Below are 15,522 nucleotides of genomic sequence, written 5' to 3'. Positions count from 1 at the left end.
CCGGCGTTGGCGCCCTTGACCGCTACTTCGCCTTCTTCTTTGTCGAATTCGTCCCAGCTGAGCATCGGATATTCCTTGTATGAAGTGTGTGTAGACCCGATTCACTGCCTTCTCCCCAGGCAGGTAGGCACGCGTTTGCAACTCCCGGTCAACAGGATTCACAGCACAAACAGGCATCGGAAAACCCTGGCGCTCCAGGGAAGTGAGCGGTGCCGTAGGAGTGGTATGGCACAGCATGTAGTGTTTTTATTTTAAGTGGGCACACTATATGGTGGTTTTATCGAAGGGTCAATCCAAGAGGCGGCGGTAGCGCTGGGCTATTGAAGCGACTGAGTTGTCTCTACGGCATGTGGTGCAGGATTCATGGCTGACAACACCGGTGTTGAGCACTTCCTATTTGGTATAGGGGTGATGCGAACGCCACGGCACAATACCGCACGCAGACTCTGCGCCTGGTTTCGGCGTGTAGCCGCTTGCCTTTGCTGGCATTTGTCAGCATGGTTTGCAAACCCTACGCGGTGCTCACTCCCCACACACAAGAGGAAGCGTGATGAGCTGGTCAGCCAAGCAATATTCGACCTTTGAAGCTGAACGTACCCGTCCCGTCCGCGATCTGGTCGCCGCGATTGCGACGAAGTCGGTGCAGGTGGCCGTCGACCTGGGCTGTGGTCCGGGCAATTCCACCGAGGTCCTGGCGCGGCGTTTTCCCGAGGCGCGGGTCACTGGCATGGACAGTTCCGAGGAGATGCTGGCCAGTGCCCGGCAACGTTTGCCCGAGCTGAATTTCGAACAGGCCGATATTGCGACCTGGGACCCTGAGCAAGCCTTCGATGTGATTCTGGCCAATGCCTCGCTGCAGTGGCTGGAGGATCACGCCACGCTTTATCCTCATCTGGTGAGCAAGCTCGTCGCCGGTGGCACTCTGGCGGTGCAGACCCCGGATAATATGCAGGAACCGTCCCACCGGCTGGCCCGCGAAGTGGCGGCGCACGGGCCGTGGACGGCCAAGATCGGCGCAGTTCGCCATCCGCCACGGCACGATGCGACTTTCTATTATGAGTTGCTGCGGCGGCACTGCGCGACAGTGGATGTCTGGTGTACCACTTACCACCATCCGCTAGCGGGTGGGCATGCGGCGGTCGTCGAGTGGTTCAAGGGCTCCGCTCTGCGACCGTACCTGGCGCTGCTGGACGAGGCGGAAAAGACCGCTTACCTGCAGCGTTACCTGGCGGCGATCAGCGAAGCCTATCCGGCGTCGGTTGATGGCACCGTGCTGTTGCCGTTCCCACGGTTGTTTGTGGTCGCGATGCGTTGATTGGCGTTGTCGCAAAAGAATCGGTGCAAGAGTGTCACACGTTGTGTCAGGATTGGTCATGACTCCTAGCGAACAAAGGCAAGGTAAGGCATGGATACGACTTCCCAGGGGCTGACGGTCGATGAGGCGGGTATCACCCGATGTTTCTGGCGTTCTTCCAAGCCCGAGTATGCCCGTTACCACGACGCGGAGTGGGGACGTCCCATCACCGACGATATTCTTCTGTTCGAGAAAATCTGCCTGGAGGGTTTTCAGGCAGGCATGGCCTGGATCACCATCCTGCGCAAGCGCGAGAACTTCCGCGCAGCCTTTGATCAATTCGATTTCAGGCGCGTGGCTCAGTACGGCGACGCGGACGTGGCCCGGCTGATGGATGACCCAAGCATCGTGCGTAATCGCAGCAAGATCCTCTCGACGATCAATAATGCCAAGCGTGCCTGCGAATTGGTGGATGAGACTGGATCGTTGGCGGCCTGGATGTGGTCGTTCGAGCCATCCGCGGATGAGCGGCCCGCCGTGGTGGACTTCGACTACTGGAACGCCAACCCGACCTCGCCGGCCTCCGTGCGCTTGTCCAAGGCCTTGAAGGCACGCGGCTGGACATTCATTGGTCCCACCACGATCTACGCCTTGATGCAGGCTACGGGCATGGTTAACGATCACCTTGCCGGCTGTGCCTGCCAGGCTGAAATCGAGCACCTGCGCCAGGCACTCAAGCGTCCCTGAATCGGCAGGCTTTCGCTCAGGGTCTGGCGGCCGAGGTAGCCGCCAGAAGAGTCCTGGCGGATCCGTTGATTCAGCTAACGACCCGGTAGCAAGGCTCATAGGCGGCGCCGCCCGGCAGTTTCATCCGGTGTTGCGCGACGAAGGCCTGGAGCAGTTTGTCCAACGGCTTCATGACCTCGGCATCGCCATGGATCTCGTAGGGACCATGCTCCTCGATCAGGCGAATGCCCTTGTCCTTGACATTACCGGCAACGATCCCGGAAAACGCTCGACGTAGGTCGGCCGCCAACTGATGGGCCGGTTGGTTGCGGTGCAGCTTCAGGCCGGCCATGTTGGCGTGGGTCGGATCGAATGGCCGCTGGAAACCTTCATCGATCTTCATCAGCCAATTGAAATGGAAAGCGTCGTTGCGCTCGCGGCGGAACTGCTTGACGGCCTTGAGACCTTGGGCCATTTGCCGGGCGACCTGTGCCGGATCGTCGATGATGATCTGGTAGTGCTGGTGCGCCGCTTCTCCCAGGGTCGCGCCGACAAAGGCGTGCAACTGTTGCAGGTAGGCTTGCGCACTTTTCGGTCCGGTGAGAATCACCGGGAACGGCAGGTCGCGGTTGTCCGGGTGCATCAAGATCCCCAGCAGGTAGAGGAACTCCTCGGCCGTACCGGCACCGCCCGGGAAGATGATAATGCCGTGGCCGACCCGCACGAACGCCTCCAGACGCTTCTCGATATCGGGCATGATCACCAGTTCGTTGACGATCGGATTCGGCGCCTCGGCGGCGATGATGCCCGGTTCGGTCAGGCCCAGGTAACGGCCCGTGGTGATGCGCTGTTTGGCGTGGGAAATGGTCGCGCCTTTCATCGGTCCTTTCATCACCCCGGGACCGCAGCCGGTGCAGATGTCCAGGCTGCGCAGGCCCAGTTCGTGGCCGACTTTCTTGGTGTACTGGTACTCCTCGCTGCTGATCGAATGGCCACCCCAACACACCACCATCTTCGGCTCCAGGCCGGGACGCAGGGTGCGGGCATTGCGTAGCAGGTGGAAAACGTAGTCGGTGATGCCCTGGGAGCTGTCCAGGTCGATGCGCTGGCTTTCCAGCTCGTTCTCGGTGTAGACGATATCGCGCAGGGCGCTGAAGAGCATTTCCCGGGTGCTGGCGATCATCTCGCCGTCGACGAAGGCGTCAGCCGGGGCGTTCAGCAGTTCCAGGCGCACACCACGGTCCTGCTGGTGAATGCGGATTTCGAAATCCTTGTAGGCTTCGAGGATCGTCTTGGCGTTGTCGACATGGGCGCCGGTATTCAGAATGGCCAGGGCGCACTGGCGGAATAAGGTATAGACACTGCCGGAACCGGCCTCGCTCAGTTGTTGCACTTCACGCTGGGAAAGGGTTTCAAGGCTGCCTTTTGGGCTGACTGAAGCATTGATTACAGATCGTTGGGTCATTCTCTATTCCATGAAAGCGATGCGACCGGGCGCCAAGGTGCCTGGGGCATCAGAAAGGCCGGCGTCAAGCGTGGTCTGACGCCGGGGGTGAGGCAAGGCGCGATCATGCGCTGCGTTGTATCGCCAGGCATTTCATCTGCGCCGGCAGGCCACTAGCATAGCTAAATCAGCCGTCAAGGTGTGTCTCTGCCATCCGAGGTACGTCGGCGATCGCGGGAACGATCAGTGTCTGGACTTCGCCTTCGTTGCGCACCACATGCCCCATGTCACCCATCTACGTGTATTCGGCGTAAGCCCTGACACCGATAATTAGGCAGGCTCCTCTGGCGTGGATGGGCGCTAGAATGTTGCGCTCACGCTGCACAATCAAGATCCAGGCGATGCAAGGTCGGGGATTTTGCTTTCCCCGCGCGGGCCGCTGTTGTAAAAGCAGTGACGCATGGGCTTTTTGAACGTCTATGACTAGAATCCGCGACGCTGCAGTCGTCAGTGTCGATATCGGCCTAAGAGAAAAGAGGACCTTATGATCATCAAACCACGCGTTCGTGGCTTTATCTGTGTGACCACCCATCCGGTGGGCTGCGAAGCCAACGTCAAGCAACAGATTGACTACGTCACCCAGCAAGGCCCGGTCAATGATGGACCGAAGAACGTCCTGGTGCTCGGCGCGTCCACCGGTTATGGCCTGGCCGCGCGCATTACCGCCGCATTCGCTTGCGGCGCCAAGACCCTCGGGGTGTTTTTCGAGCGTGAAGGCGATGAAGGCAAGCTCGGTACCGCCGGCTGGTACAACAGCGCGGCGTTCCACAAGTTTGCCGATGCCGACGGCCTGTACGCCAAGAGCATCAACGGCGACGCCTTCTCCGACGAGGTCAAGCGCCTGACCATCGAAACCATCAAGCGCGACCTGGGCAAGATCGATCTGGTGGTCTACAGTCTGGCCGCGCCGCGCCGCACCGATCCAAAGACCGGCGAGGTCTACAGCTCGACACTCAAGCCGATCGGTCAATCGATCACCCAGCGGGGTCTGAACACCGACAAGGAAGAGGTCAACGTGACCACCTTGGCGCAAGCGACCCAGGAAGAAATCGACGGCACCGTCAAGGTCATGGGCGGCGAAGACTGGCAGTTGTGGATCGATGCCCTGGACGAAGCCGGCGTGCTGGCTGACGGCGCGAAAACCACCGCCTTCACCTACCTGGGCGAAAAGCTGACCCACGACATCTACTGGAACGGCTCCATTGGCGCGGCCAAGAAGGACCTGGACCAGAAAGTCCTGAAGATTCGCGAGCGTCTGGCGCCCAAGGGCGGCGACGCACGGGTATCGGTACTCAAGGCCGTGGTGACCCAGGCCAGTTCGGCGATCCCGATCATGCCGTTGTACCTGTCGCTGCTGTTCAAGGTGATGAAGGAGCAGGGCGTCCACGAAGGCTGCATCGAACAGGTCTATGGCTTGTACAAAGACAGCCTGTACTCGCCGACGCCGATTCTCGACGAAGACGGCCGCCTGCGTGCCGACTACAAGGAATTGGCCCCAGAAGTACAGAACCTGGTTGGCAAGCTGTGGGACCAGGTCACTAGCGAGAACCTCAACGAACTGACCGACTTCGCCGGCTACAAGGCCGAGTTCCTGCGTCTGTTCGGTTTCGGTGTCGAAGGCGTGGACTACGACGCGGACGTCAGCCCGGACGTGGCAATCGTCGACCTGATACAGGCCTGAAGCTATATGCCGACCTGCGGGCATCACGCAGGTCGGTGACCGCGGGTGATCGGAGGCGTCAGTTCAGGTGCCTCAGATCCACACGTCGCTGTGCTTGGCCACTTCATCGAGAGGCACGGTACGGCCCAGAGCGCCGCGAATGAATTTCTGGGCACGCTTCGCTGCCCGGTGGCCCCATGGATACCAAACGGAGCGGTCATGCTCAGGATTGGGCCATAGGCTGCACGGACTGAACGACGGAGGGTCTGTTAGACTCGCCGACTTTGAGACCGCGAGGTGTACCGATGAGCGAACCGATTCGCCTGACCCAGTACAGCCACGGCGCAGGCTGTGGTTGCAAGATTTCTCCCCAGGTGCTGGAAGTGATCCTCGCCGGCAGTGGCGCGCAGCACCTGGACCCGAAGCTTTGGGTCGGCAACGCCTCCCGCGACGACGCGGCGGTGTATGCAATTGACGAAGAACGCGGGGTGGTCTCGACCACTGACTTTTTCATGCCAATCGTCGACGATCCTTTCGACTTCGGCCGAATTGCCGCGACCAATGCCATCAGCGACATCTATGCCATGGGCGGTGACCCATTGATGGCCATCGCGATTCTTGGTTGGCCAGTGAATGTCCTGGCACCGGAGATTGCTCGCGAAGTGATCCGTGGCGGACGTGCAGTCTGTGACGCCGCCGGTATCCCGCTGGCCGGCGGGCACTCGATCGATGCCCCCGAGCCGATCTTCGGTCTGGCCGTTACCGGGCTGGTGGACAAGCGCCACATGAAACGCAACGACACCGCCACCGCCGGCTGCACCCTGTACCTGACCAAGCCCTTGGGGATCGGCGTGCTGACCACTGCGGAAAAGAAAGGCAAGCTGCGCAATGAGGACGTCGGCGTGGCCCGTGACTGGATGTGTACGTTGAACAAGCCCGGCAGCCGCTTCGGCAAGCTGGCGGGCGTGACCGCGATGACCGATGTCACCGGTTTCGGCCTGTTGGGGCATCTGGTGGAGATGGCCGACGGCAGTGGCCTCACCGCACGCATCGTCTATGAGCAGGTGCCGCGCCTGCCAGCGGTGGAGTACTACCTGGATCAAGGTTGTGTTCCCGGCGGCACGCTGCGCAATTTCGACAGCTATGCGAACAAAATCGGTCCCTTGCGTGAGCTGCATAAGCGCGTGTTGTGCGATCCGCAGACCAGCGGTGGCCTGCTGGTGGCGGTCACGGCCGAAGGTCAGGCGGAGTTTCTTGCCGTCGCCGCCGAACTGGGCCTGGCCCTGGAGCCCATCGGCCAGTTGGTAGAGCGACAGCACCACGCGGTAGAGGTGTGCTGATGCCCGGCGATATCACCGACTACCGCCAACTGTTTCTCAACGATGTACCGATGATGGATACCCGGGCACCGGTTGAATTTGCCAAGGGGGCTTTTCCCGGCGTGATCAACCTGCCGTTGATGACCGATCTGGAACGCCAGCGGGTCGGCACTTGCTACAAACAGCACGGTCAGCAGGCGGCCATTGTCCTCGGTCACCAGTTGGTGTCCGGCGATATCAAGGCAGCCCGGTTGCAGGCCTGGGTCGATTTCACCCAGGCCCATCCCGATGGTGTGTTGTATTGCTTGCGTGGCGGCTTGCGCTCGCAGATCGTCCAGCAGTGGCTCAAGGACGCCGGGATCGACTATCCGCGTGTGACCGGCGGCTATAAGGCCATGCGCACCTTCCTGCTGCAGAGTGTCGAACAGGCGGTGGCGCAGGCTGATTTCCTGTTGTTGGGGGGCATGACCGGTACCGGCAAAACTGACGTGATCGTCCAACTGGACAACAGCCTGGACCTGGAAGGGCACGCCAATCATCGTGGCTCCAGTTTCGGCAAGCGCGCCACCGGGCAACCGTCCAATATCGACTTCGAAAGCCGTCTGGCCGTGGATCTGCTGAAAAAACGCGCAAGGGGCATCGAGCAGTTCGTGCTGGAAGATGAGAGCCGCATGGTCGGGCGCTGTGCTCTGCCGCTGGCGTTGTATCAGGGGATGCAGCGATTCTCCATGGTCTGGCTCGAAGACCGCTTGGAAAGTCGCGTCGAGCGAATCCTACGCGACTATGTGGTGCAGCTCTGCGCGGAGTTTATCGCGCTCCATGGGGAGCAGGGTTACCCGTTGTTTGCCGAGCGGCTGCTGGCGAGCCTGGACAATATCCACAAACGCCTGGGCGGCGAGCGCCATCGGCGCATACGCGGGTTGATGGCCGATGCCCTGGCGGAACAGGAGCGCAGTGGTAGCGTCGACCTGCACCGTGCCTGGATTTTGGGCCTGCTCAACGAATACTACGACCCGATGTATGCCTTCCAACGGGAAAACCAAGGCACACGAATCGAGTTTGCCGGCGAGCAGGCGGCGGTGCTGGAGTACCTCAGGGCTCGCAGGAACACCTGAGAGCCGAGGGCATGGTGCGTCAGAGAACCAGGACAGCCACCAGGCCACTGACGATCCCCACCAGCATCGTCAGCCCCGCCACGGTGATCAGGACCTGAGCATCGAAATCCCTACGCAGCATCAACAGCGACGGCAAGCTGATGCTCGGCAGGGTCATCAGCAGCGCGACGGCGGGAGCGGTGCCCAGGCCGAGAGTCATCATAGTCTGTACGATGGGAATCTCGGCGGCTGTCGGAATCACGAACAACGTACCGATGATCGCCAACGGCACCAACCACAGCAGACCGTTGCCCATTGCCCCATCGATATGGGGAAACAGCCAGACCCGCGCGGCACCCAGCAGCAGGACCGCCAGGATATAGATCGGAATGGTGCTCCAGAACAGCTTCCAGAGAGTCTTGCCCCAGCGGGCAAAAAAGCCTTGAGTGTCCGCGTTGCTGGCTGCCGCCACCGCCTCCACAGCGGGTCCGGGCAACGTTTCAGGCCGTGAAATACGCTGGGCGATCAGCGACACCCCAAACACCAGCACCAGGCCGGCCACCAGACGGATCGCACTGAAGCCCCAGCCCAGCACAAAGCCCATGAACACCAGCGTGGCCGGGTTGAGCACCGGGTTGGCGATCCAGAATGCCAGTGCCGCGCCGACCGAAACATTCTGCCGGCGCATTCCCGCGGCCACCGGGGCCGCACAGCATGAGCACATCATGCCGGGCAGGGCGAACAGCCCGCCGTGCAGGGTCGAGCCGAAACTGGCGCTGCCGAACAGGCGCAACAACCAGTCCCGGGGAATCAGTACCTGCAGCAACGAGCCGAGAATCACCGCCAGGACAGCAGCTTTCCAGATCGCCAAAAAGTATACCTGGGCATAGGCTAACGCCGCCGTGACCGGCGAGTCTGGATTGTCGTTGATGATCGACGCGCCGATGCTGTGGCTATCGGCGGCGACAAAGGCCTTGGCGTAGTAGGGCGACCACTTGACGTAGTACAGGCCGATGGCGGCGATGGCGAGAAACAGCAGCGGCTTCCACCAGAGCGACCAACCCCGAGCAGGGGCGGTGGAGGAGAGAGAAGTCATGAGGAGCAGTATCCGGAGGGGAATGAAGGGTTGATCGATGAATGATAACTCAGCCTGTGGCCGCAGCCAGCCTATGTCATGTCATGATTCTTGTGGGCGCCTGATTGCCGAAGCTGATGATCGTTCAGACGTGGCTCCGGAAGGGCGGTCGTCAGTTGCCGATCAGGTAAAGGCAGAACGACAGGGTCACCAACGATCCTAGTGTGGAAATCAGGATGACACTCGACACCACCGAGGCTTCGCGTTTGTAATACTCAGCCAGCATGAACGGCCCGGTGCCGGTGGGCAAGGCGCTCAGCAGCAGGGCCGAATGGGCCCACAGCGGTGGCAGGTGGAAGACCTTGAAGGCGAGGAACCAGGTTAGCGACGGGTGGACGATCAGCTTGATCAATACCAGCAGCGCCACACCCTGGCGCGGCCCTTGTTGCTTGTGAGCGAGGAACAGACCGAGGGAAATCAGGGCGCAAGGGATAGTGGCGGCACCCAACAAGCCGAGGAACTTCTCGAACGGCGCCGGCAACGGCGCGCCGCCCCAGGCCCACAGCGCTCCGAGCAGCGGCGATACCACCAGCGGGTTTTTCGCCAGGGCTAGCAGCACCTTGAAGATAATCCGATGTATCTGGCGCTCGGTCTGCAGGCCGATCTCAATACACACCAGGGCTAGCCCGAACAGCACACAGACCACCAGTAGGGAAGCGATCAACGCCGGTTCCAGACCATCTTGGCCCAACACCATCACGCACAATGGGATGCCGATATAACCGGTATTGGCATAGGACGCACTGAGGGCGTCGATGCTCGCTTCAGCGAAATGTCCGGCCTTGCGCCAGCGCAGTAACAGGGTCAGGACAAACATCACCAGCGTACTAAGGGTAAATGCCAAAACAAAGCCGGGGTGCCAGATCTGCTCCCAGGTGGAGGTCGCCGTGGCTTTGAACAACAAGGCCGGTAGGCACAGCCAGACCACCATGCGGTTGATTTCGGAGGCCGCATTAGGCCCCAGACGATTAGTGCGACGGCAGATGAAACCGACCAGGATCAGGGCAAAGATGGGCAGCAGAACGCTTAATACGGAAAACATTGAAGCCGGAGCCTTGGACATGCGCGAGGGGTGGGGAAGGGTAAAGGGGGATATCGTTAACTTGCAATATTTACCCGCGATATTTCATGAGAAAGACTGATGAGCCAAGGCGCATGAGTCGATCGCGCCAAGCAGGCGACGCGACCTCGTCGTGGTATCGCTGACCGAACCCTTGCGGGCCAGGAGTGCCCGCAGTCTGGACAGATTAACCAGCAAAACGAGTAAGGTTCATGTGATTAATACAGTCTTCGGCAAGAAGATTGCCGGGCTTATCTGTTGCTCACTATTGAGTGCACCATATTTATTTTTTTGTTGCCTTCGAATTTCATGATCGATGTTGTATTTGCTAGTTTGAATTTGTTTTCTGCAGGATTGCAGAGGCGAATCAGAAGCCCCGATTATATTGTGTTTAAAAAATATAAGATGATCATGGTTTTGACAGCAATTAGCTAATGGAACGCCACCGCCTGCCAACTAGTTTGGTTTATAGCGAGCGATGATTAAATTTATCAATTGGCGATGTTCGCACGAAGCCAGAGAAGTAGTCTAACTGAATTAGTGTTTTTCTGATCAGTATGATCTTCGGATTTTCAGGGTTGTGTAGATTAGCACGAGCCATTTAGTCGAAAACTATTAAAAATAACGGTGTTGCTGGCTATTTTGTTTCATATAGTGGGGTTGGCGGTAGTGATTTAGTTAATAGGCTTTGCATTAATATTGTCAAGCAGGGCTCATCAATGCCAAAAGAATAAAATCCTGTGTTTTAAGTGTCCAACAAGGAGTAGTGAAAATGGCGGCTAAAGAAAAAGATTTTTTCACGCAGGCTAATAATTTTATTGGAGCTGTTGCTTCCGGTGTGAATTCTCGCACGGGGTTGTACGGGGTGAGTTTGGAACTTGCCAAAATAACAGGTAATGACCTTCAAGGGCCGGACTTTTCACTGGCACTTAATTATTCTCCACTCAATACGGTTGATAGTGGATTTGGCATGGGTTTTCTTTCGGGGATCTCTTATTATGATACCCATCGAGGCATGCTTTTTCTTTCGACCGGAGATCAATATAAGGTTTATGAAGACAAAACCTCTGTAGTGGTTCAACAGCAAAAGTTGAAAAGTTTTATATTTAAAAAAATTAAAGAAAACAGCTATGCTATTTATTATAAAAATGGCGTTGTTGAGTATCTTAAAGGCGGCTCAGCCGGGCCAGGCTGGAAAACCCCGTATGAAATACACTCCGACACAGGAAAAATAATGTATCTGGAGTGGGAGTACCCCTCGCAAGGCCTATATGAAACTGCATTGCTTCAAATAGTTTATGACTCCTACGGTAGAGACAAGCCTCTATTGTCGCTGAGAAACACCCCGGGCTCAAAACTCACCCTAAATATTTTGCCAGGAACCGCAGAGGGTTATCGTATCGAGTTGAATTTTCAGAATGGCTTGCTGGAGACCGTTTTAAATTATTGTATCGATATGAATAATCCACTGAAATGGGAATTTAGATATGAGTCAATGGAAGGCTGGGGGAGCTGGCTTGTCGAGGCGACTTATCCAGGTGGTACAAAAGAGACGGTAGATTATCTACTTGATGGCAATGCCTTTCCTGAGTCGGCAAATTTACCGAAACTTCCTTATGTTAGCCGTTTTATACGTCGTTTAAGCAATGGGGAAACAGACTCAGAAAGTTCTTATGGTCATTCTAAGACAAATTTCCTTGGTGCGTTTTCTGGCTTGGTTTGGTCGGATAAAGTTGATAATTTATATGGTTTGCTGTCTGATTATCAATATTATACAGAAGAACGTCAAAAAACGATTGATGGGGTTGTAGATATAAAATATACCTTCAATAGTTATCATTGTCAGATCAGTGAGGAGAAAACAAAAAATAGTTGTAAGCAAGAAATAAAGACTGAATATTATGCACAAATTGGTTTGTCATTTGATAAGCAGCCTGCCTTTTTTCAACTGCCAAAAGCAAGTCATGAAAAGTGGACTGATCCGCGAGGTAAAAAAGCAACTATCACGACCACTACAACATTTGATGAGTTTGCCAATCCAACGAGTAAGTCTGTCAAGGATGAATCTACAGGCCAGCTAATAGAACCTAGTGTTTCTTGGAGTTATTACCCCCCTGAAGGATTTTCAGACATCAGCTCCGGTTCTGTCTGCCCTCCAGAGCCATCAGGTTTCAAACGGTTTGTTAAATCAATGACACAAGTGCCTTGTAGCCAAGACCAAGGTGAATTAAAACGTAACGTGCAATTTTCCTATAGTTTGCCCGATAAAACTAAACCCTCTGTAATATTAAAAAGCACTGAGACTCAATTTTATGGGGAGACTGAAAAGCTTATCAAACGAACCTTCTCCTATGACACCACGGAGCGAGAGTTAGGTAGGCTGCTTGCCATTGATGAGGAATGGTTCGCGAAGAAAAAAACGCTGAAAAGCCGGCATAGCTATAAATATAGCATCGCAGATGAAAAAATAACGAGTACGGACACTTTTGTATCCCACGACAATCAACAGCTAAAAACCTCTCAAGTATCGTCTCGCTTTACCGGTAGGGTTTTGTCCAACGTTGATGCTTATGGAAATACAAAAAATACGGATTACGATAAAGCCGGGCGCGTTATTAGAGAAGTAGAAGTCAGTGAATCAAACGATAAATTTAGTAGAGGACCTGAAAGAGTAAGAACCTATCAGTATTCCATTGAAAAAGATAAGTATAAGCCATTTAGCCTACTTGTGGTCGATTATGACGGTAGTAAATTTTTTCATGAGCTCGACAGTCTTGGTCGCCTTTTGTGCAAGAGAGTTCCCATTACCGGTAAGGAAAGTTCAAATAAAAGCCAGTGGCTGAAGATTTTAGAGTGTGAATATGCTTTTGGTCGTGAAACTATGACGACGAATTTTGATTATGTAATCAATGATGGTAGCGTTAATGACACTCTGAAAAACGAAATAAGGTGTTCTTATGACGACTGGGGGCGAGAGTGTAAACGAGCTTCAAATACTGGTGTGGAAGAGCTGGTAGCTTATGATCCGATTAATATGATCAGAACATGTGTCACTAAGTCGGGTAGTTTGGAAACGGCCAGGAAAGAAGAGGTTTTTAATCGCGCCGGCTTGCTTCTTGGTATATCCCTCATCGGTGTCGATTCAAAACCTATCAGCCGCCGTACATTGGTACGTGATGGCTGGAAGCGGCTGGTGAGTGATACAAACGCACTGGGCAACGTTCAAACCTACGCATACGATCACTTTGATAGGGTTGTGAAAATAACCAAGCCTGATGGCACTTTCATCGAAAAAGAATATGTGGATTTTGCTGCAGAGCCGCTGGTCACTAATGTGACGTTAAAAACCACGGCAGAAACTGCCAAGCAGGTGTACCCACACTCATTGTTAGATAGCGAAGGCCGCTCGCTTGGAACAAATGTATTTGACGGGCTGGGAAGGCTCACGCGAAGTTCAGTAGGTAGCCGTTCTTGGAGTTTGGTCTATGGTTCGCCCGCAGACAGAGAGCCCTCTACCATTGTCGATCCCAGCGGCACCAGTCGCTCTTTTACATATACCAACTTGTTTGGACGTAAGTCAGAAAAAGTTCAGGCTGTCGATATCACACAGCAATATTCATACTATCCGGAAAATGGGCTTATTAAAACAGCGTCCACTGCTGGGAGTGACATTCAACGAGAGTATTATCCTAGCGGCTACCTGAAATCAGAAAAGGTCACCACCGGCTCATCCACTTCTAAAACAACGAAATATACATGGACATTAAGGGGCGGGCCTAATAGCGTTATCGACGCCTGTGGGGTGTCGCAACAAAATACCTTTGATGAATATGGTCGAATAAAGGCCATGACCACCTCGGCAATTGATGTGTCGTTTACCTATGATGCTTTTAGTCGTCTGAATGGATGGAAGTCGACTGATAAAAAAAATATTCATAGTATGGAGACAAATCTTGATTTCGATGAAGTAGGTCGCGAAGTTTCGAGAGTTATAAAAGATAGTAAGTATGGCGTTCTGCAGATCAACCAGACCTGGTGGGCTGATAATAAACTTAAGAGCCGAAAAACCATCACTCCACAAAAAAATCTGACCAGTACAGTTCGTAATGAATTATTTGATTATGATAAAACAGGCAGATTGAAGAAATACAGCGCTACCGGCTGGCCCTTGGTATTAGATAAATATTCGAATTCTATTGTGGAGCAAAATTTCATCTTTGATCCTTATGATAATATCACATCAGTACAAAGCCTTTTTTCTGACAAAACAGAAAATAATGCTAGCTTCATCTATGGGAATGCCGACGATCCGTGTCAGTTAACGGAAGTTAATAATACCCACCCTAGTTATCCTGGTGTTTTGAAGTACGAATACAATGAACTGGGCGATCTTATCAAGGAGGGCGATAAGGTAACGCAGTACGACAATTTGGGCAGACTGCAAAGAAATGGCGAAAAAGAATATAGATATGATGCGTTTAATAAGTTGGCTAAAGTAGGTGATAGTAAGCTTTATTACATGGGAGGCCGGCTTAGTAATGAGATAAATGGAGATAAATGGAAAAGCTTTGTTAACTCAGTCGATGGCCATATGGTTGCTGAGCTGCATGATGACGCCGCATTACTTATCGGCACAGATAACAAATTAAGTGTTGTGTATGCGGGGGATAATAAGAACTCAGCTTGCCCTGTCTATACTCCATATGGAGGGAAAGTCAATAATAAATCTGATTTGAGTGCGATTGGCTATAACGGAGAATGGATAGATGCTGGACTAGACGGTTATAGCCTCGGGAATGGCTATCGTACATACTCTCCGGAACTCATGCGTTTCACTAGCCCAGATGGCCCCCAAAATAGTCCACTAGGTGTCGCCGGGATTAACGCTTATGCCTATTGTCACGATGATCCGATTAACTTTTCTGACCCTACAGGACAGATAAGTTGGAAAGGCTGGGTAGGAATGATCACCTCGGGGCTTGGTATCGGTTTGACTTTAATAACAGGTGGCCTCGCCATTGCAGCGGCCAGCGGTGTTCTGGCAACAGCTATTGCCATGGGTACTACAGGCGCTAGCCTGATTTCCGGAGTAAGTGCAATTGTCGCAAATGCTATTGGTGACAATTTACCCGAGGTAGCCAGGATATTGAGATGGGTCGCCTTGGGTACAGGAATGGTAGGCTTCTCTTTTGGCACTTCTGCTGTTGTCAGGGGGGTATCTTCCGCCGTGCGAGAGTTGGGTTTACGAACCACGCTTGGGACCATGGGGGTAGCGTCAAGAGTCAATCTTGGCTTAACGGCTACTAGCTACGTTAGTGGTACCATCAGCTATGGTAGCTTGATAGCAAAACGAATTCTGGATCAGACATCTGCCGCTGATAGTACCGCGAACACAGTTTTGTCAAACATTAGCTTTTATAGTGGCTTGGTAAGTGATGCGGCAAGTCTGGGTAACTTTGTATTGCCTAGAGTACTGCCGCGCTCTTATTCGTGGGATGTTGCCGAAATTCCCGTTATGGAAGAGTTTAATATGCGTGTGTTTTCACGCAGCTTTAGTTGGGATGCTCCACCTCCTAGTGGCAGCCCGCAACGAACAAGCGCCCTTATAAAACAGGTGCAGAATTTTTACGTGTTCCTTGCGATTCCAAGCAGGTTATAAAGTTACGCCACAATATAGTATTTATAAGTAACTGCGGCTAGTTTCTAATACTGTAGAAAACGAGGTGTATT

9 protein-coding genes are annotated in these 15,522 nt (G+C 54.1%); 6 read left to right on the top strand and 3 right to left on the bottom strand.

Annotation, left to right across the window (positions count from 1 at the left end):
* Positions 1 to 550: 550 nt before the first annotated feature.
* Both tam and AWM79_RS21810 read left to right on the top strand, forming a co-directional pair.
* Positions 551 to 1,315, top strand: a complete 765-nt coding sequence (tam, locus tag AWM79_RS21815; protein WP_017134047.1) for a trans-aconitate 2-methyltransferase — start codon at positions 551 to 553, stop codon at positions 1,313 to 1,315.
* Between the two features lie 90 nt (positions 1,316 to 1,405).
* The gene (locus AWM79_RS21810) at positions 1,406 to 2,041 is read left to right on the top strand and encodes a DNA-3-methyladenine glycosylase I (protein WP_017134046.1); all 636 of its coding nucleotides are present in this window, start codon (positions 1,406 to 1,408) and stop codon (positions 2,039 to 2,041) included.
* A gap of 70 nt (positions 2,042 to 2,111) precedes the next feature.
* On the opposite strand, the gene ppnN is transcribed toward AWM79_RS21810, so the two are convergent.
* Positions 2,112 to 3,485, bottom strand: coding sequence for a nucleotide 5'-monophosphate nucleosidase PpnN (gene ppnN / locus AWM79_RS21805; protein WP_017134045.1), 1,374 nt, complete (start codon positions 3,483 to 3,485; stop codon positions 2,112 to 2,114).
* Between the two features lie 523 nt (positions 3,486 to 4,008).
* On the opposite strand from ppnN, the gene fabV reads away from it, so the two are divergent.
* The 3 genes from fabV to mnmH all read left to right on the top strand — a co-directional run bounded on the left by fabV (position 4,009) and on the right by mnmH (position 7,618).
* Positions 4,009 to 5,205 carry an enoyl-ACP reductase FabV gene (fabV, locus tag AWM79_RS21800; RefSeq protein WP_017134044.1) on the top strand — a complete coding sequence of 399 codons (1,197 nt, stop codon included), beginning with the start codon at positions 4,009 to 4,011 and terminating at the stop codon, positions 5,203 to 5,205.
* Between the two features lie 284 nt (positions 5,206 to 5,489).
* Positions 5,490 to 6,524, top strand: a complete 1,035-nt coding sequence (selD, locus tag AWM79_RS21795; protein ID WP_017134043.1) for a selenide, water dikinase SelD — start codon at positions 5,490 to 5,492, stop codon at positions 6,522 to 6,524.
* Entirely contained in the window at positions 6,524 to 7,618 is a 1,095-nt protein-coding gene (gene mnmH, locus AWM79_RS21790; RefSeq protein WP_060783764.1) for a tRNA 2-selenouridine(34) synthase MnmH, read from the top strand. The genes selD and mnmH overlap by 1 nt, the downstream gene beginning before the upstream one ends.
* A gap of 19 nt (positions 7,619 to 7,637) precedes the next feature.
* Here mnmH and AWM79_RS21785 read toward each other — a convergent pair whose 3' ends face one another.
* Together AWM79_RS21785 and AWM79_RS21780 are read right to left on the bottom strand one after the other, a co-directional pair.
* Positions 7,638 to 8,693 carry a permease gene (locus AWM79_RS21785; protein WP_060783763.1) on the bottom strand — a complete coding sequence of 352 codons (1,056 nt, stop codon included), beginning with the start codon at positions 8,691 to 8,693 and terminating at the stop codon, positions 7,638 to 7,640.
* Between the two features lie 151 nt (positions 8,694 to 8,844).
* A complete protein-coding gene (locus tag AWM79_RS21780; protein WP_060783762.1) occupies positions 8,845 to 9,774 on the bottom strand; it encodes an AEC family transporter in 930 nt (309 codons plus the stop codon).
* Between the two features lie 790 nt (positions 9,775 to 10,564).
* Between AWM79_RS21780 and AWM79_RS21775 the strand changes: the two genes are divergently transcribed.
* Complete coding sequence (locus AWM79_RS21775; RefSeq protein WP_060783761.1) at positions 10,565 to 15,451, top strand: RHS repeat-associated core domain-containing protein; 4,887 nt, start codon at positions 10,565 to 10,567, stop codon at positions 15,449 to 15,451.
* Positions 15,452 to 15,522 lie beyond the last annotated feature (71 nt).

Source organism: Pseudomonas agarici (assembly GCF_001543125.1).
GTDB classification, from domain to species: Bacteria; Pseudomonadota; Gammaproteobacteria; order Pseudomonadales; family Pseudomonadaceae; genus Aquipseudomonas; species Aquipseudomonas agarici.
This window is presented reverse-complemented; position numbering and strand designations above follow the sequence as displayed.